Below are 17,568 nucleotides of genomic sequence, written 5' to 3' on the forward strand. Positions count from 1 at the left end.
TGCTCCTCGGGATCTGGGTCGCCGCAGCGGTCATCGCTGCAGTGAATTGTCCCTGATCCCGAGCTTTGATCCAACGTCTGACCGTGTTGTGCCCAAGGCTGTTCTCCCGCAGCAACCGCGTCTTGGCACCCCGCTCGACGGCCTGATCCCAGGCCTGCAAAAACTCGATCTTATAAGCGACGGTCATGGACCGCCTGCCCGTTGTGGTACGACCCACTGGCTCACTGAGCATCACATACTCCGATTCCCCACACCGGTCACCAGGTGTCTCACAAACATCCTGGCAACCGGCGAATATGTGGCTCGTCCTCGTACAACTGGCTCGTTTGCGAAATGGTGGGGGCTGTCAGTCGTCGAACGGCACGTTTTCCAGCGTCGCGGCCAGTGCGGCCACCAGGTTCGGTGCCAGGTCCGGATGCTGCAGCAGTTCGATCGGGCCGTCGAAGTCGTCGTCGTCCGGCGCCAGTTGCAACAGACTGAGCGTCCGGCCATCACGCAGGACCGCGGCCGCCAGTCGGGCGGTCCGGCTCTCCGGCAGTGCCTCGGCGGCACTGCGTGCCACGTGGTCGGCGGCGTCCGGGTCGGCCAGCAGCGGTCCGAGCGCGTCGTCGAGGTCGTTCTCGGCCTCGGGCGGCAACACGATGATCTCCTGGACCAGCGCACATCCCTCGACCTCGGACGGCCAGCTGGTGGTGGCGAGGACGTGTTCGAGCTCGGCCATCCCGCTTTCCGGCGAGACCGGCAGCGGTTCCTGCTCGATGAGTGTCAACTCAGAGGTGTCGTGCTCATCGACCCACTCGGGCTGGGTGTCGGCGAGCAGCGAGGTCGGTACAAGGGCGAACAACTGTGGAGGTTGTCCCCAGCCGGCGGCATCGACGAACTCGATCACCTCCCGGATCGCACTGCCCAGCGCGTCGGGGGAGAGGATGGGGGGCTGCGAGTCGGTCACCGCTCAATAGTCGCATTGACGACGCGCCTTTTATGTAATGCCTCGGGAACCGGTGTGGTGTACCGGGCGTTGGATGTGAGAAGCGCCACATGACCCGACGGGCGATCTCAGCGGGGATAGGTACTGTTCAAAGCGAATGCACAGGACTCGAAGGCTGCCGGCTCACGCCGTGGCCCTCACCGCCGGTCGACTGCAGCTTTCGCTAAGTAAAGTGTTCGTCAAGGACCGGTCGCGGTGCGTCCGGCAAGAAATTGGGAGTCGTTCACGTGGGAATCCGGGGTCCGGCAGCTATGCCAACGCTGTCGCGACGTAGCAAGGCGCTCATCGCAGTCGCTGTAGGCGTATTGCTGATCTTGTTGGTGGGTCCGAGGTTCATCTCGATCTACACCGACTGGCTGTGGTTCGAGGACATCGGTTACCAGTCGGTGTACTCCAAGATCATCTGGACCCGGATCGCGGTGTTCGCGATCAGTGCCCTCATCGCCGGGCTGATCCTCTTCAGTGCGCTCTGGCTCGCCTACCGCAGCCGTCCGGTTTTTGTGCCGACCAGCGGCCCGGGTGATCCGATCGCCCGCTACCGCACGGTGGTGATGAGCCGGATCCGCTGGTTCGCGATCGTGCCGTCCGTCCTGGTCGGTCTGCTCGCCGGGTTGGTGGCGCAGGGATCGTGGGCGACGATCCAGGTGTTCCTGCACGGTGAGTCGTTCGGGATCAAAGACCCGCAGTTCGGACTCGATGTCGGTTTCTACGCATTCGATCTCCCGTTCTACCGTTTCGTCCTGAACTTCCTGTTCGTGATCGTGGTGATCGCGTTCATCGTGAACCTGGTGACCCACTACATCTTTGGTGGAATCCGACTGGCCGGACGCGGGGGATCACTCACCAACGCGGCCCGCGTCCAGCTCGCGGTCCTCGCCGGAACCTTCTTGCTGCTCAAGGCGATTGCCTACTGGCTCGACCGGTACACTTTGCTCAGCAGCACCCGAAAGCAGGAGATCTTCACCGGCGCCAGTTACACCGACATCAATGCGGTGCTGCCGTCGAAACTGATCCTGATGGCCATCGCGATCATCTGTGCACTGGCATTCTTCGCCGGTGTGGTCCTCAAGGATCTGCGTATCCCGGCCCTCGCAACCGCGATGATGTTGCTCTCGGCACTGGTCATCGGTGTCGGCTGGCCCGCGGCGATGGAGCAGTTCTCCGTCAAGCCGAACGCGGCCGAGAAGGAAGCCGAGTTCATCAGCCGCAACATCGCCGCCACCGAGCAGGCGTACGGCATCGGTGCGGACAAGATTCGGTACCAACAGAATTGGACCGGCCAACCCGTCGACCAGGCACAGGTCGATCAGGACGAGCCGACCCTGTCGAACATCCGGATTCTCGATCCGAACGTCGTGTCCCCGGCATTCACCCAGCTCAAGCGGCAGCAGAACTTCTACGGGTTCCCCAGTCAATTGGCACTCGACCGCTACACGGTCGACGGACAGCTCCGCGATTTCGTCGTGGCCGCGCGCGAGCTCGATCCCAGCAAGTTCGAGGCCAACCAGCAGAACTGGCTCAACAAACACACCGTGTACACCCACGGCAACGGATTCATCGCGGCGCCGGCAAACACCGTCAACGAAGCTGTTTCGAACGAAAACGACGTCAGCAGTGGTGGCGGCGAACCGGTGTTCAACGTCAGCGATCTGAGCAACTATCAGACCGACGAGTACAAGGCGACCGCGCCGATCCAGGTCACTCAGCCACGGATCTACTTCGGCGAGCTCATCGCCAAGGTCAACCCCGATTACGCGATCGTCGGATCGGACAACGGGGAGGCCCGCGAGTTCGACACGGCCGATTCGAAATACACCTACCAGGGCGATGCCGGTGTGCCGCTGTCGAATTGGTTCAACCGGCTGGCGTATTCGATCAAGTACACCGAACGCAACCTGTTGCTGTCCGGTGCCATCAACAAAGATTCGAAGATCATCTACAACCGTGACCCCCGGGACCGCGTCAAGAAGGCAGCGCCGTGGCTCACCGTCGATTCCAAGACCTATCCCGCCGTGATGGCGGACGGATCGGTCAAGTGGATCGTGGACGGATACACCACCCTCGACGCCTACCCGTACGCACAGAACATGTCGCTCGACGATGCGACTTCCGATGCGCAGCAGCTGAATCAAGGGCAGACGGGTCGTTCGCAGGTCAACAAGCAGGTCTCGTACGTCCGCAACTCGGTGAAGGCGACGGTCGATGCCTACTCCGGCGAAGTCACGCTGTACCAGTTCGATGACCAGGATCCGGTCCTCAAGACCTGGATGAAAGTCTTCCCGGGTTCGGTCGAGTCACGGGCCGAGTTCGACAAGAACACAAGCCTGAGCGAGCACGTGCGGTACCCGGAGGATCTGTTCAAGATCCAGCGGTCCCTGCTGACCAAGTACCACGTGGACGACCCGCAGACGTTCTTCCAGGGTGACGCCTTCTGGTCGGTGCCGCTCGATCCCACCGACAGCGCAGCGGTGACGCAGGGCCTCGATCAGCCCCCGTACTACTTCGTTGCTGCCGATCCGGAGTCGAAGAAGGCGTCATTCCAGTTGACGTCCGTGTTCAACGTCCTGAAGCAGGAGTTCCTGTCGGCATATCTGACCGTGTCGTCCGATCCGGACACCTACGGGCAGATGACGATCAAGACGCTGCCGGCCAATACGCAACGTGAGGGCCCCAAACAGGTCTTCAGTGCGATGGAGACGGACGGCCGGGTCGCATCGGGCCGGAAGAATCTGGAGAACACCGCGAATGTCACGTTCGGCAACCTGCTGACGTTGCCGGTGGGCGACAACGGGATCTTGAGCGTGGTCCCGATGTACGCGCAGGCAAAGAGCACCGCGGGTACGTTCCCGCGTTTGTTCAGGGTGATCGTCCGGTACAACAACAAGATCGGCTATGCGCCCACGGTGGCCGGCGCACTGCGGGGTGTCGGGATCGATCCCTCGTCGGTGGCGGAGATATCCGAAGGCAACGTCGAACCCGTTGCGCCGCCACCCGAGGGGCAGACGACAACGCCCCCGCAGCAAGGGCAGGCACCGGCGCCGGATACCGGCGGAGCCGTTCCGGCATCGCCGGAGCGCGATGCGATCATCAATCGGATGAACACCGCGCTGGACGCGATGCAGACGGCGATGCAGGCGGGCGACTTCACCGCCTACGGCAAGGCGCAGTCTGATCTGCAGGCCGCGGTCGGGGATTATGAGGCACTGCCCACGAGCTAGCGTTTACGCAGCTCAGGGGAGGTGACGCGCGTTACAGGCAAGCGATTTGCGGTTCGGACGGACCCGCCTGTAACGTTGCGTTCACCACCGCGGGGTGGAGCAGCTCGGTAGCTCGCTGGGCTCATAACCCAGAGGTCGCAGGTTCAAATCCTGTCCCCGCTACGAAGGTCAAGAGGCCCTCGAGACATCGTCTCGGGGGCCTCTTGCGTTGTCCGGACTCCGAAGGCCAGGAGCACACTTGTCGAGCATCGCGCAGCGCCGATTGTGGGGTCTTTTGCGTTGGCGGATAAGGCGATTTGGATTCAGATGCCCTCGCCTGTAACGTTGTGTTCACACCGCGGGGTGGAGCAGCTCGGTAGCTCGCTGGGCTCATAACCCAGAGGTCGCAGGTTCAAATCCTGTCCCCGCTACGAAGGTCAAGAGGCCCTCGAGACATTGTCTCGGGGGCCTCTTGCGTTGTCCGGCGTTCGCTCACTGTCCTCACCCTCGCGCATCCTGCGCAGCGCGCATCGGTCAGAAGGGTGCGCGACGGCGACGCTGGTGGCATCGTGAAGTCATGACGAACCGCGATGGCACGCAGGAAGGCTCCACCGGGGAGTACAGCCTCGACGAGGGTAATCAACTGCAACCTGGCGATACCCTCGATGACCGCGGCGTCGAGGACGTCCTGGATGAGGGTTATTCGCCTCCGGAGCGGCCGTTGGCGTCGGAACGGTTCGGGATGACCGCCGCCGAACAGGCGACCGGGGAGAGTCTGGCGCAGCATTTGGCCGAAGAAGAGTTGGACCCGTCGGCGCTGGCCTACCAGCCGGATGCGGCAAAGGACGATTGGCGCAGTGACGAGTCCGACTACGACGCCGAATTCCCCACCGGCAACGAGGTGGGCAATCTCCGGGCCGGACGTCTGATCGCACCCGATGAGGGCGGTGTCATCCACGACGTCCAGGAACGCGTGGCAACCGACGCCGGCATCGACGGCGGCGGGGCATCAGCCGAGGAAGCCGCCATGCACGTGATCGACACCGACTACTGATCCACCGATGACACCCACCGCCCGGGCTGTGTGGGCGTGGTGACCGCTAGCCGTCGTGGAGTGCGTTCACGAGATCCCGTAGGTGTTGCGGGGGTAGGTCCTGTCCCGGGAAGTAGCAGCAGACACGGTCGGCGATGGTGCCGAAGCGGTTGATGATCTGCGACGCGCACTCTTCGGGTGTGCCGACCACCGACAGCTGCGTGAGCAGGTCGTCGTCGATGAGATCGAACATCCGCGGGTAGTCGCCGGTCTTGGCCAGTGTCTGGAGTGCGCCCTGGAGTTCGGGGCAACCGGCCACCTCGAGGACGGGCCGGTACGCCGGTGTCGAACCGTAGAACGCCAGCAGTGTGCGCACTCCTGCGACCGCGGTGGTCATCTCCGTCTCATTGCGTCCGACACCGCAGATCACCTGCGGGATGATCTGTAGATCGCCATGGTCACGACCGGCGCGATCCAGACCCGCCTCGACCGCGGGGAGGGTGCGCTCGGTGATGTGGTCGAGCGAGTTGAACGGCATCACCAGCAGTCCGTCGGCGACCTCGGCAGCGGTGCGGGTCATTATCGGACCGAGTGCTCCCAGGAAGATCGGGGGTGGACCGCATTCCAAGGGGCCGGGGTTGAACATCGGCGGCATGTAGGTGTGGCTGTAGAACTCGCCGGTGAAGTCGAGGCGGGTGCCGCTCTGCCAGGTGTCGAAGACAGCCCGGATCGCGTCGACCTGCTCGGCCATCCGGGCCGCCGGTCTCGACCAGGATGACCCATAGCGCCGCACGATATGGGTCTTGACCTGTGATCCCAGGCCCAGCCGGAACCGTCCGCCCGTCTGCGTCTGCAGATCCCATGCCATATGCGCAAGATGAACAGCGCTGCGCGGCAGGGAGATTGCGACATTGGTCATCATGTCGACCTGGACCCGGGTCGCCGCCTCGACCAGCGGGAAGAAGACATCGTGAGGGCCTTCGAACGTGAACAGCCCGTCGATGCCCGACGCGGTGAGTGTTTCGGCACGATCGGCACAGGCACCCGGCGGGGCATCGAGCTGGATCTCGATTTTCATGCTCCGACGTAAACATGAGCGGCGGGTCCGAGTGAGGAGAATTGGGAGGTTTGCCAGATGTTCACGAATTGATCGGCGATGTGCCGCACCTGACCGGGCGCCGTGTGCCAGTCTGTGGGAATGCGCGCTTTCGACTGTCCCGAGTGTGGGGGACCGGCCCCGTTCGAGGCACAGAGTTGCCCCTCCTGCCAAGTACCACTCGCGTTTCACGTGCCCTCGATGAAACTGGTCGCCATCCCCGGTGACTCGGTCACGATCGACGGCACCCGACTTCTGCGATGCTCGAACTGGGCGTGGGAATGCAACTGGCTGGTCGCCGACGATTCGGGGAGCGGACAGTGCTTTGCCGGTTCGTTCATCCGCGCCCGGCCGGCCGGCGACGACACGCTTGCTCTCGAGAGACTGGCGCAGACGGCGAAGTCGTTGCGCCGGTTGCTCTACCAGCTCATCGAACTGGAATTGCCCGTCGAACCTTATTATCGCCAGGGCCGTGGGTTGGCCTTCGACCTGATCTCGAGCCGGACGTCGGGGACTCCGGTGGTGATCGGGCACGCGAACGGTGTGATCACGATCGATCTCGCCGAATCGCTCGATGAGCATCGCGAATCGTTGCGGGTGCGCCTCGGAGAGCCCTATCGGACGATGCTCGGCCATTTCCGCCACGAGGTCGGCCACTACTACCAGAGCATCCTGGTCGAGAACGGCCGGATGATCGACGAATGCCGTGAACTGTTCGGGGACGAGCGCGCCAGCTATACCGATGCGCTCGATCGCCACTACAAGTTCGGGGCACCAGAGGGATGGGAGCAGTCGTACATCTCCGAGTACGCGACGATGCACCCGTGGGAGGACTTCGCAGAGTGCTTTGCCCACTACCTGCATATCTCGGACACATTGGATACAGCGGCCGAATCCGGGCTGGTGGTTCAGGCCGAGCGAGTTCGGTGGAACCTGACAGCGGACGTGGTACCCCGAAGCAACTATGCGGGTAGCACCATCGAGTCGGTGCTCGCGGACTGGCAGGTTCTGGCCGGCGCGTTCAACCGGATCAACCAGTCGATGGGCAAGCGCGACCTGTACCCGTTCACGATCTCGGAGCCGGTGGTCCGAAAACTGGAGTTTGTGCACCGGGTCGTGGTCACCGCCGGCGACCGGCGCACTGTCTCGGCCTGAACCAGGTGCTCAGATCAGGTGTAGAGGTTCTGGCCGCAGACCGGCCACGCCCCGATACCCTGTGTGGCGAGGACGTTCTCGGCCACCCGGATCTGTTCCTCACGGCTCGCATCGGACGGGCTGCCGACACCACCATTGGCTTCCCACGTTGACTGGGTGAACTGTAGGCCGCCGTAGTAGCCGTTGCCGGTGTTGATCGACCAGTCGCCGCTGCTCTCGCACTGTGCGACAGCATCCCAGTTGTGCGCGCCCTCCGCCGAGGCGTTGGCGGCGAATGCACCCAGAGGTGCCAGGGTGAGCGCGCCGGCCACAGCGGTCCGGACAGCAAGTTTACGAATATCGGTCATTGGTGTTCCTCCTCGCACCGCGGCGCCCGAATCTCGAACGCCATGGGGATCGGTGATTTCCGTTGACATGCCCAGGAAAGTGTTCCGAGCACGTTGGCGACGGTACGGGTGGATCTCGGAAAGGTCACGTCCGCGGTGTTTCACTGCTAAAAGACCAGTGCTGCTTGTGATTTGGGTCCGCGCTGGTCAGGTGGAGAAACAGTTGCCGGTTTCAAATGCGTGTTTGAACAAGGATTGTGGCGGGGAACACAATGATGGCGCCGGATATGCCGGATTGCCCGGGGCCGAAAGTGGTTGTGCCCCAGACAGCAGAAAGCCCCGCCGGCTACCCCTCGATGCCGCGGGACTTTCTGAGAGCGCGAGTGGTGAACTCGCTGCAGGTGTCTCTTATCGGTGCCTCGTCACTTGAGCTCGCTGCTGCTCTTGCCGAGAACCCGGCGAGCGATGATCAGGTTCTGGATCTGCTGGGTACCTTCGAAGATGTCGAGGATCTTCGAGTCGCGAGCCCACTTTTCGAGCAGGAGACGCTCGGAGTAACCCAAGGTGCCGGCGAGTTCCACGGTCTTGGTGGTGATGTCGGTGACGGTGCGGCCGGCCTTGGCCTTCGACATCGAGGCCTCTTTGGAGTTGGGCTCGGAGTTGTCGGCCATCCAGGCTGCCCGCAACGAATGCAGATATGCGGCTTCGTAATCCGATTCCATCCGGATGAACTCTGCGGCCGCGGCATGCTGATTGTTGACCGGCTTGTCGTAGTCGATCTCGACGCCGGCGTCTTCGAGCAGTTTGCGCAGCTCTTCGAGTGCCGCACGCGTGACACCGACAGCCATCGCGGCCACCATCGGACGGGTGTTGTCGAAGGTCTGCATGACCCCGCCGAAACCCTTCTTGACATCGACTTCTGGTGAGCCGAGCAGGTTTTCGGACGGCACGCGGACGTTGTCGAATCGCACCACGGCAGTATCGGAGACCCTGATGCCGAGCTTGTGCTCGAGGCGCACCACGGTGAGACCTTCACTATCGCGCGGGACCACGAAGCTCTTGATGGCCGCGCGACCCAGGCTCTTGTCGACGGTTGCCCAGACCACGATGTGGCTGGCCCGCGATCCGGCGGTCACGAAGATCTTCTCGCCGTTGATCAGGTAGTCGTCACCGTCACGGGTTGCCGTGGTCGACACGGCGGCCGAGTCGGATCCGAAACTCGGTTCGGTGATGGCCATTGCGGCCCACACCTTGCCGAACTCGGCGAGCTGCTCGTCGGTTGCGACGGCGGCGATGGCGGCATTGCCCAAGCCCTGGTACGGGATGGTCAACATCATTCCGGCGTCGCCCCAGCAGGTTTCGAGTGCGTTGAGCACCGACTGCATGTTTCCGCCGTTGACGACGGCACCCGCGGGAAGGTCTTTCTTGTCCTTCTTCTGGCTGCGGCCGCCGTCGACGCCGGCACCGGCAGCGCCGGCCTCGGAGAGGCCGTCGTACAGGCTCGCGAGAGTGTCGAGCTCGACCGGATAGTCGTGCTCACGCAGGTCGTACTTGCGGGAGATGGGCCGGAAGATCTGGGCCGCGGCCTGGTGGGCCTGATCGACCGTCGTTTTCAGCTTCCGGGGAAGCTCGAGATTGATAGCCATAGCTGTTGTCTTTCGGTGAAATGGACGTCAGGGACGTGGAATTGGATGCAGGGTGGGGGAGTCGGCCGCGTCCTCAGAGGACGACGATGCCTTCACCGATCGCGGCACCGCGCAAGTCGCGGAACCAGCGTTCCACCGGGTGCTCCTTCGTGAATCCGTGTCCACCGAGCAACTGGACGCCGTCGGATCCGATCTGCATGCCCTTGTCCGCGGTGAGCTTGCGGGCCAACGCCGCCTCGCGGGCAAACGAGAGACCCTGTTCGGCGCGGGAGGCGCCGCGGAGGGTGACCAGGCGGATCGAGTCGAGCTCGGTCGCCATGTTGGCGACCATGAAGGCCACGCCCTGGCGATTGGAGATCGGCTCGCCGAACGCCTCACGCTCGTTGACGTAAGGGACGACGTAATCGAGGACCGCGTGCGCGGTACCGACGGCCAGCGACGACCAGCCCAGGCGGGCGAGGCGGACGACGTCGCGGTAGGCGGCGTAGGCGCCCTCGCCCTCTTCCTCGCCCAGCAGCGCCCCGGTGGGCACGCTGACATCCGTCAGCAGCAGTCGGCCCATTCCGGCGGCGCGGACGCCCATTCCCGGATCCGCCTCGACCACAAGTCCTTTGGCGCCCGACTCGACGATGAACAGTGCGGGACGTCCGTCGAGCTGTGCGCCGATGATGAACAGTTCTGACGAGCCGGCTGCCGGAACAAACGATTTGACGCCGCTCAGCCGGTAGCCGCTCGGAACCCGAGTTGCTTTGGTCTGCAGCGACATGGCGTCGAACAACGGCCGCGGTTCGGCGATGACAACTGCCGACTGCGGCACACTCTCACCGGCAAAGGCGGGGAGGTAGGTCTTCTGCTGGGCATCGCTGCCGAACTGGGTGAGGGTGGTGGCGACGCCACTCGGAGCGAGCAGTGGCAGGGCCAGGCCCATGTCGCCGTAGGCCATCGCCTCAGCGACCAGTGAGTTGGTGACCACGCCGCGTTCGCTGGCGGCGCCGTCGAACTCTTCGGGCACATTCACCATGGTGATGCCCAATTCGGCGCTGCGGGTGAGGATTTCCGCCGGGGTGGCGGCTGCGGCGTCGGCGTCGAAGGCGGCCGGCCGCAGGATCTCGGTGGCGAACTCCTTGACGGTGTCCGCGATCATCTTCTGTTCGTCGTCGGGGTACAGGTTGAAGTAGTCCTTGGGGGTGGTGGTCAGGCGCTTGGCCTCGCCGCCACCCTGGGCCGCCGCAAATGCGCGATTGGCTGCGCCGATGGTCTTGAACCCGGTCTTGGTGCCCTCGTACGCAATTCGGTTGAGTGGCTCGCGAATCTTGTATTTGTCGGCGAACTCGGAGCCCGTCACCGTGGTCAGTACTCGCATGGCGGTACCTATTGCGCTACGGCGGTGGGGGTTCTTGCCAACAGCGGACGTGTCGCGGGGCTCGGTATGAGTGCTCATTCTCACCAGCTTGTCTCGTGCGTGTACGGGCGTGATGTATGTCCGGACGGTGCCCGGACATCGTTGATCTTACTCAACAGTAAGATCGATCTTACTTCGGAGTAAGGTGTTTGTCACGTGGCTGGGGCGGGCGCTCGAGCTCGGTGGTGCTTTGAACAACTAATGAGTTGGAATCAATCCCTATCACCCCTGGTCAGGCCGTTGATCGAACGGCGTCATTCAATCAATGACATTTTTCGTCAGCGACGCCTATCCGCCACATTTGTGCCATACGCTTCCCCCCATGACACAACCTCCTCCCGGCTTTCCGCCGCAGCCGCCGCAGCCCATGGGCGGCCCTCAGAACGACACCTTCTACGTCTCGCTGTTCGGTCAGGAACAGGGCCCGATGGGCTACCAGGATCTGGCCGGGTTGACCCGGTCCGGGCAGGTCAAACCCGAGACCCAGGTCCGGACACAGTCGAGCAGCTGGTTCCCGGTATCTCAGGTGCCGGGGCTCTTCTCGTCCAAGGAATGGCTGACCACCCTGCTGCTCTCGGTGATCGTCGGTGGCTTCGGCATCGACCGCTTCTACCTCGGATACACCGGCCTCGGTATTGCAAAGCTGCTCACCTGTGGTGGGCTGGGTGTATGGACGATCATCGACATCGTGCTCGTCGCGATGCGCAAGGTGACCGACTCCGACGGCCTGCCACTGAAGTGACTGCTTCGTCGACGGTGCCGCATCAGCGGCGACCCGAACGATCTGTTCGGGTCGCTGCCGGTGTCGGTGCCGCGGCGATCGTCACGGCATTTGCCGTCACCCCGGCGCTGAGTACGTCCGGTCCCACCCTGTGTCCGATGCGTCTGGTCACCGGCCTGCCCTGTCCCGGTTGTGGTTTGACCCGCAGCTGGACAGCGGCCGCGCACGGACACGTCGCCGATGCCTTTTCGTACAACCTCTTCGGTCCGATCAGCCTGATCGCCGTCGCCGCGTTTGTGATCGCGGTGGCCGTGCTGCAGGTGCGGCACCGTCCGATGACCGCTGTCGTCCGAGTTCTCCGGCACCCCGTTGTGATCGCCCTCGTGGCCATCTGGGTCCTCTACGGGATTGCCCGGGTGGTCGATCAACTCACCGGTACCGGGATCTTCCCCGACATCGCCTAACGTTCCCCGGTGCTCACTTCAAGCTGCCGGCCCACCCGAATTTGCACCATCCAGGTGCAATTGCGCCTGGATGGCGCGAATTCAGGTGGGCAGCGGTGAAAAGGGCCTGCAGCTTTAGGTGAGGGTCAGCGCGTCCTCGTCCGGCAAGACGATGAACTCGGTTGTCGGATCGCTCATTTCCGACAATCGCGCGTAGTGCATCTTCAGTCCGACATTCGACAGCAGGCCCTGATGAATCGGGAAACTCAGGCGCGGACTCATTGCGCGGAGAAAGTCGACGGCCTCACTGATCTTCATCCACGGAGCCATCGTCGGCATCGCGAGGACGTCGACCTTCTCTTCCGGGATGGACAGCGAATCGCCCGGATGCATGAGCTGGGCCGGATTGTTGTTGTCGCCGAGCAGGTATGCGACGTTGTCGATGGTGGGGATGTCCGGGTGGATCACCGCGTGGGTGCCGCCGCGGATGCGTGCGGTGAGTTCACCGATCGCGAACTCGTCGCCCGGGTGTGCTGCAGTCCAGACGCCGGCGACGTCGTCGCCGTTGAGCTGTGCGGTCGTTTGCGGATCGGCGTAGAGCACGGCATCGGGATTGCCTGCCACCAGATCCGGCAAGGCCGCGGTGTCGACATGATCGGGATGTTGATGCGTGATCAGGATTGCGTCGAGGCCGCTGACACCGGTGAATCCGTGCGAGAAGTTGCCCGGATCGAACAAGATTTTGGTGCCGCCGAGCTCGACGAGGATGCAGGAATGACCAAAGTGTGTGATCTGCATGGGAACAAGTATGCGCCCACGAGACGGTGTCAGGGGCGGGTCAGTGCCGCGAGAACTTCAGGCTGCAGAACGCCGTTGGAGGCGACCGCGCTGCCCTGATGTGGTCCGGCGATCCCGTCGAGGCCGGTGAAGGCTCCTCCGGCCTCACGGACCAGGATGTCGAGGGCGGCCAGGTCCCACAACGACACCTCAGGCTCCGCGGCGATGTCCACCGCACCTTCGGCCACGAGGCAGTAGTTGTAGAAGTCGCCGTACCCCCGGACCCGCCAGACGGTGTCGGTGAGATCGACGAACTGATCCCGGATACCCCGGTCTCGCCACCCCGACAGGCTCGAGAACGCCAGGCTCGCCGACGCGAGGTCGGGCACCTGCGAGACCCGGATGCGCCGGAACTCGCCGTCGGGCGCCTGGGCGAAGGCCCCGTCTCCGGTGCTGGCCCACCAACGCCGGCCGAGGGCTGGTGCGCTGACGACACCCACCTGCGGAACACCGTCGACAAGCAGTGAGATCAGAGTGGCCCACACCGGCACACCGCGGACGAAGTTCTTGGTGCCGTCGATCGGATCGATCACCCACTGACGTCCGGTCAGGGCCACATCGCCACCGAACTCCTCGCCGAGAACCGCGTCGTCGGGGCGGATCTGTCGGAGTTCGTCCCGCAGGCTCGTCTCGACGGCCAGATCGGCATCGGACACCGGGGTCAGGTCCGGTTTGGAATCAACCTGCAGGTCGATGGCGCCAAACCGGTCGATGGTGATGATGTCGGCGAGTTCGGCCAGCGACAGCGCGAGCTCCAGATCGCTCGACACGTTCTTCAGGCCACTTGAGTCCGTCACGGGCTCTCACGCTACTAGCCTGAAACCACCGACCCACTACGGAGGAGCCAGCCAGGCCATGTTCGAGATCATCATCATCCTCATGTTCGCGGCGATGCTCGGCGCTGTCCTCGTCCAGTGGCGCCGCTCGCGCCCGGGTCAACCTGCCGCCGGAGCTCTCGGGGACGCCCGCTTCGTCAACCGTGTACCCGGCACTCTGAAGGTGACGGGCGTGTCCGACAAGCCCCTCGAGGGGGACAAGAACAACCACGTCTTCTGCACGGTATCGGGCACCATCACCGGCCCGGACACACCTCCGACCGACGTCTACGGCCGTTTCGTGGTGACCATGGCGATGAGCTGGCCGTCGATCGGTGACGAGATCCCGGTGACCTACAAACCCGGGAAAGCCGAGTCGAGCTGGGAGATCGCCGGCCCGATCGGCGACGAACCCGGCGGCGCCGGACCCAACCTGCGCAAAGACTGAGAACTGCGCAGATAGGACTCTGTCCCCAAGACCGGTAACCTGAGTGATCGTGCATCCAGACGTTTCAGCAGACCTCGACGCCCTCGATTCGACCCTCACCACTGTGGAGAAGGTTCTCGATCTCGAGGAGCTCCGGCGACGGATCGGCGAGCTCGAGCATCAGGCCGCCGATCCCGAGCTGTGGAACAACCAGGATCACGCCCAAAAGGTGACCAGCGAGCTCTCGCATGCCCAGACAGAACTGCGCCGGGTCTCTGAACTCCGACAGCGTGTCGAGGACATGCCGCTGCTCTACGAGCTCGCCGAATCCGAAGAAGGTGACTCGCAGGTCGAGGCTCTCGCCGACGCCGATGCAGAGCGTGCCTCACTGCGCACCGACATCGAGGCCATGGAAGTCAAGACCATGCTCGCCGGTGAGTACGACCACCGCGATGCACTGGTCAACATCCGTTCCGGTGCCGGTGGCGTGGACGCCGCGGACTGGGCCGAGATGCTCATGCGCATGTACATCCGCTGGGCCGAGAAGCACGATCACAAGGTCGAGGTCTACGACACGTCCTACGCCGAAGAAGCCGGACTCAAATCCGCGACCTTCGCGGTGAAGGGACCGTATATGTACGGCACACTCTCCATCGAGATGGGCACCCACCGGCTGGTGCGGATCAGCCCATTCGACAACCAGGGCCGCCGTCAGACGTCGTTCGCCGAGGTCGAAGTGCTCCCTGTGGTCGAAACCACAGACCATATCGACATCCCGGAAACCGAACTGCGCGTTGATGTTTACCGATCATCGGGCCCCGGTGGGCAGTCGGTCAACACGACTGACTCCGCTGTCCGGCTCACCCACATTCCGACAGGTATCGTGGTGACCTGTCAGAACGAGAAGAGCCAATTGCAGAACAAAGCGGCCGCGATGCGCGTGCTGCAGGCAAAGCTTCTCGAACGTAAACGTAAAGAAGAGCGCGCTGAAATGGACGCTCTCAAAGGCGACGGCGGGTCCAGCTGGGGCAACCAGATGCGGTCGTACGTGCTGCATCCGTACCAGATGGTCAAAGACCTGCGGACCGAGTTCGAGGTCAACAATCCGACCGCGGTGCTCGATGGTGACATCGACGGATTCATCGAGTCGGGTATCCGGTGGAGGATGGCCCAGAACGCGTGATCTGACTCCGGCACTGACCTGGCTGACCCCGCAGCGGCCGCCGCCGTCACATGACCTGGAGGACCACACAAGTGATTCATGACCTGGCCGTGCTCGTCACGGCCGACCCGGAGAACCTGGCGGGATCGGATCGTTTGATCCGGTGGCTGTCTCTCCAGGGGCTCACCATCGTGCTCTGGATCCTCGGTGCCCTGCTGGCGACCCGATTCATCCAGTGGACGGTCGACAAGGTCACCACGAGGATCGACTCCGGCTTCACCGAATCCGACGCCCTGGTGCGGTCGGAGGCCATCAAACATCGGCATTCCGTCGCACAGGTGATCGCGTGGGGCTCCATCGCGGTCGTCTACATCATCGCCGGATTCAGCATCGTCCGAGAGCTCGGCGTGCCCATCACCGGGTTTGTGGCGCCGGCAACGGTGCTCGGCGCGGCGCTCGGTTTCGGCGCTCAACGCATCGTGCAGGACCTGCTCTCCGGTTTCTTCATCATCACGGAGAAGCAGTACGGATTCGGTGACGTCGTCAGCCTGGCGGTCCTGGGTTCGGTGGATCCGGCCGAGGGCACCGTCGAAGACGTCACGCTGCGGGTCACCAAGCTGCGTTCCGCGGACGGTGAGATGATCACCATCCCCAACGGGCAGATCGTGAAGGCCATCAACCTGTCCAAGGACTGGGCCCGGTCGGTTGTCGACATCCCGCTGCCGATCGGCGTCGACATGGGCAGGGTCAACGATCTCATCGCGCAGATCGGGCACCAGGCGTTCAACGACCCCCGAATGCACAAACTCCTGCTCGACGAGCCCACCGCGATGGGGGTCACCGACATCGAGGTCGACACGATGACCGTCCGGATCGTGGCGCGGACGCTGCCCGGCCGCCAATTCGAGGTCAGTCGTGACCTGCGCGTGCGGCTCGTCCGGGCATTCGGCCGGGCCGGCATCGCGCTGGCCCCGGGAACAGCGATCGAGACCAGTGCGGTCGATCCCACCCTTGAAGAGGAGGGCGCCCGATGAGCGACGAGACACCGACGAACCCGACGCCGGCCGCGCCGCCGGAACGTAAGAAGTCACTGTGGGAGCGCATTCCGCGGCGGTTGTTCCGTGGAAAGGTCCGGACCACGACCGCCGTGTTGGTGGTGCTCTTCATCGGGGCACTGTGGCTCTACGGCGCCCGGTCGGATCACTACGACACCATCGATGAGCAGGAGCGTCAGGCCAAGCTGTCCCAAGTGCAGCAACCCCGGGCCACCACACCGGAAACCGAGGCGCCCGCGCCGGAGCCCGAGTACACCGAGACGCCCGAGAGCACCGTGGAACCGTCGACGACCGAGACCACCGAGGAGTCCGCGCCGGCAGGTCAGAACTCGGCAACGATGCCGCCTCCGGAGTCGACATCGGAGTCGACACGCCCAGGGATCCTGCCGCAATGGGAACTCCCGACGATCAGCATCGCCCCATGACTCATGGGAAAACCGGGAACTGCGCCCACTCCGGCCGGGCAAGCCACAGCGGCTTGTTGCTGATCCGTGGCTACACTGGCAGACCGTGATCAGCGTCAAGAATGTGACGATGCAATACAAGGCATCGACCCGGCCCGCTCTGCGGGATCTGTCCCTCGACGTCGACAAAGGCGATTTCGCTTTCCTCATCGGGCCCTCCGGATCGGGCAAGTCGACCTTTTTTCGGCTGCTCCTGAAAGAAGACAAACCCACCACGGGTGACGTCTACGTCGGAGAGTTCCACGTCAACAAGCTGCCCAGCCGCAAGGTCCCGAAGCTGCGGCAGTCGGTGGGCTGTGTGTTCCAGGACTTCCGGTTGTTGCAGCAGAAGTCCGTGGCCGAGAACGTCGCATTTGCACTCGAGGTGATCGGCAAGCCGCGCAGCACCGTTGACAAAGTCGTGCCCGAGGTCCTCGAGTACGTCGGACTGTCCGGCAAGGCCGACCGCATGCCGTACGAACTCTCCGGTGGTGAGATGCAGCGCGTGGCGATCGCCCGCGCCATCGCGAACCGGCCGCTGCTCCTCCTCGCCGACGAGCCGACCGGAAACCTCGATCCCGACACCAGCCGCGAAATCGTGGAGGTACTCGATCGGGTGAACCGCCGCGGGACCACCGTGGTGATGGCCACCCACGACCGGGCGATCGTCGACTCGATGCGTCGGCGCGTCCTCGAGTTCAGCAACGGACGTCTCGCCCGCGACGACGAACACGGCGTCTACGGCCTCGGCGGCTGACCCAGCCGGCCTGCCTGCCCTCACGACTTTCACTTCTGCAGTCCCGACCGGGAGGACACCCCAAC

General features: G+C 63.7%; 17 protein-coding genes, 2 tRNA genes and 1 pseudogene. 12 read left to right on the forward strand and 8 right to left on the reverse strand.

All coding sequences use genetic code 11. The features are described from left to right. Window positions 1-187, reverse strand: a pseudogene (locus H290_RS0124635) (hypothetical protein); the annotation flags it as partial. A 159-nt stretch (window positions 188-346) separates the two neighbouring features. Further along, window positions 347-949: a PPA1309 family protein gene (locus tag H290_RS0124640; protein ID WP_020109524.1), complete on the reverse strand. Its 603-nt coding sequence runs from the start codon at window positions 947-949 to the stop codon at window positions 347-349. A gap of 266 nt (window positions 950-1,215) precedes the next feature. Here H290_RS0124640 and H290_RS0124645 point away from each other — a divergent pair, with 266 nt between their 5' ends. The 4 genes from H290_RS0124645 to H290_RS0124660 all read left to right on the forward strand — a co-directional run bounded on the left by H290_RS0124645 (window position 1,216) and on the right by H290_RS0124660 (window position 5,239). After that, window positions 1,216-4,206: a UPF0182 family protein gene (locus H290_RS0124645; protein ID WP_369758846.1), complete on the forward strand. Its 2,991-nt coding sequence runs from the start codon at window positions 1,216-1,218 to the stop codon at window positions 4,204-4,206. Between the two features lie 88 nt (window positions 4,207-4,294). Beyond that, a tRNA-Met gene (locus tag H290_RS0124650) sits at window positions 4,295-4,368 on the forward strand. A gap of 174 nt (window positions 4,369-4,542) precedes the next feature. Then, a tRNA-Met gene (locus H290_RS0124655) sits at window positions 4,543-4,616 on the forward strand. Window positions 4,617-4,762: 146 nt separating this feature from the next. Continuing rightward, entirely contained in the window at window positions 4,763-5,239 is a 477-nt protein-coding gene (locus H290_RS0124660) for a DUF5709 domain-containing protein (RefSeq protein WP_020109526.1), read from the forward strand. Between the two features lie 46 nt (window positions 5,240-5,285). On the opposite strand, the gene H290_RS0124665 is transcribed toward H290_RS0124660, so the two are convergent. Beyond that, on the reverse strand, window positions 5,286-6,296 hold the full coding sequence (locus H290_RS0124665) for a TIGR03617 family F420-dependent LLM class oxidoreductase (protein ID WP_020109527.1): 1,011 nt from the start codon (window positions 6,294-6,296) through the stop codon (window positions 5,286-5,288). Between the two features lie 120 nt (window positions 6,297-6,416). Here H290_RS0124665 and H290_RS0124670 point away from each other — a divergent pair, with 120 nt between their 5' ends. Continuing rightward, window positions 6,417-7,469, forward strand: a complete 1,053-nt coding sequence (locus H290_RS0124670; RefSeq protein ID WP_028463664.1) for a putative zinc-binding metallopeptidase — start codon at window positions 6,417-6,419, stop codon at window positions 7,467-7,469. 14 nt (window positions 7,470-7,483) lie between these two features. On the opposite strand, the gene H290_RS0124675 is transcribed toward H290_RS0124670, so the two are convergent. From H290_RS0124675 to H290_RS0124685, 3 genes are all read right to left on the reverse strand, one after another. After that, the gene (locus H290_RS0124675; protein ID WP_020109529.1) at window positions 7,484-7,816 is read right to left on the reverse strand and encodes a transglycosylase family protein; all 333 of its coding nucleotides are present in this window, start codon (window positions 7,814-7,816) and stop codon (window positions 7,484-7,486) included. Window positions 7,817-8,217: 401 nt separating this feature from the next. Next, on the reverse strand, window positions 8,218-9,441 hold the full coding sequence (locus H290_RS0124680; RefSeq protein ID WP_020109530.1) for an acyl-CoA dehydrogenase family protein: 1,224 nt from the start codon (window positions 9,439-9,441) through the stop codon (window positions 8,218-8,220). 73 nt (window positions 9,442-9,514) lie between these two features. Next, complete coding sequence (locus tag H290_RS0124685) at window positions 9,515-10,882, reverse strand: acyl-CoA dehydrogenase family protein (RefSeq protein ID WP_036520176.1); 1,368 nt, start codon at window positions 10,880-10,882, stop codon at window positions 9,515-9,517. A 283-nt stretch (window positions 10,883-11,165) separates the two neighbouring features. Between H290_RS0124685 and H290_RS0124690 the strand changes: the two genes are divergently transcribed. Both H290_RS0124690 and H290_RS0124695 read left to right on the forward strand, forming a co-directional pair. Further along, window positions 11,166-11,585 (forward strand): NINE protein, encoded by a 420-nt coding sequence (locus H290_RS0124690; protein ID WP_110261273.1) that lies wholly within the window; start codon window positions 11,166-11,168, stop codon window positions 11,583-11,585. Beyond that, entirely contained in the window at window positions 11,582-12,028 is a 447-nt protein-coding gene (locus H290_RS0124695) for a DUF2752 domain-containing protein (protein WP_020109533.1), read from the forward strand. Before H290_RS0124690 ends, H290_RS0124695 begins: the two co-directional genes overlap by 4 nt. A 114-nt stretch (window positions 12,029-12,142) precedes the next feature. Here the strand turns inward: H290_RS0124695 and H290_RS0124700 are convergent, their stop codons facing one another. Continuing rightward, the gene (locus H290_RS0124700; RefSeq protein WP_020109534.1) at window positions 12,143-12,805 is read right to left on the reverse strand and encodes an MBL fold metallo-hydrolase; all 663 of its coding nucleotides are present in this window, start codon (window positions 12,803-12,805) and stop codon (window positions 12,143-12,145) included. Window positions 12,806-12,834: 29 nt separating this feature from the next. Further along, entirely contained in the window at window positions 12,835-13,641 is an 807-nt protein-coding gene (gene hisN / locus H290_RS0124705; protein WP_020109535.1) for a histidinol-phosphatase, read from the reverse strand. 58 nt (window positions 13,642-13,699) lie between these two features. Between hisN and H290_RS29650 the strand changes: the two genes are divergently transcribed. The 5 genes from H290_RS29650 to ftsE all read left to right on the forward strand — a co-directional run bounded on the left by H290_RS29650 (window position 13,700) and on the right by ftsE (window position 17,503). Next, a complete protein-coding gene (locus tag H290_RS29650) occupies window positions 13,700-14,107 on the forward strand; it encodes a hypothetical protein (RefSeq protein ID WP_020109536.1) in 408 nt (135 codons plus the stop codon). 49 nt (window positions 14,108-14,156) lie between these two features. Beyond that, window positions 14,157-15,269 carry a peptide chain release factor 2 gene (gene prfB, locus H290_RS0124715; RefSeq protein ID WP_028463666.1) on the forward strand — a complete coding sequence of 371 codons (1,113 nt, stop codon included), beginning with the start codon at window positions 14,157-14,159 and terminating at the stop codon, window positions 15,267-15,269. Between the two features lie 50 nt (window positions 15,270-15,319). Beyond that, window positions 15,320-16,282: a mechanosensitive ion channel domain-containing protein gene (locus H290_RS0124720; RefSeq protein WP_020109538.1), complete on the forward strand. Its 963-nt coding sequence runs from the start codon at window positions 15,320-15,322 to the stop codon at window positions 16,280-16,282. Next, window positions 16,279-16,728, forward strand: a complete 450-nt coding sequence (locus tag H290_RS0124725) for a hypothetical protein (RefSeq protein ID WP_020109539.1) — start codon at window positions 16,279-16,281, stop codon at window positions 16,726-16,728. The genes H290_RS0124720 and H290_RS0124725 overlap by 4 nt, the downstream gene beginning before the upstream one ends. Before the next feature lie 85 nt (window positions 16,729-16,813). After that, entirely contained in the window at window positions 16,814-17,503 is a 690-nt protein-coding gene (ftsE, locus tag H290_RS0124730; protein WP_020109540.1) for a cell division ATP-binding protein FtsE, read from the forward strand. The last annotated feature ends 65 nt before the right edge of the window (window positions 17,504-17,568 follow it).

This window comes from Nocardia sp. 348MFTsu5.1 (assembly GCF_000383535.1).
In the GTDB taxonomy this organism is placed as follows: domain Bacteria; phylum Actinomycetota; class Actinomycetes; order Mycobacteriales; family Mycobacteriaceae; genus Williamsia; species Williamsia faeni.